We start from the raw sequence: 402 nt of genomic DNA on the forward strand, positions 1-402 counted from the left end.
GGGCTACTTTACCGCTCCAGTGGCRGAGTCACTTGAACGTCGAGGTATTCTTGGCGTGTTCGGTTATCGACGTCCATCGAGAACGAAAAATGCGTTCAAAAAGAAACACTTTACTTACGACGCGCAAAGAGACWGCTACCAATGTCCGAATGGKCAGGCGTTGCTTTATAAAACCACATCACGCGATGCCTACCGAGAATACCACTCAGACCCGAAAGAGTGTGCGTTCTGTCCAATGAGGGATGACTGCACTCAAGCAAAACATGAAGAAAGTGATTACTCGGCATATCTATAGCGATGCCGTAGAGAGAGCAAATCAAATGCGGCTCTCTTCCTATGGCAAGAAGACTTATCGACGTCGAAGTGAAACAGTAGAACGGAGCTTTGCAGATGCCAAGCAAC

The 402-nt window shown here is 47.9% G+C and carries 1 pseudogene; it reads left to right on the forward strand.

Annotated features, from left to right (window positions below):
• Positions 1–402: pseudogene (locus CIK04_RS32540) on the forward strand (transposase); the annotation flags it as partial.

It is taken from the genome of Vibrio sp. 03_296 (genome assembly GCF_002265885.1).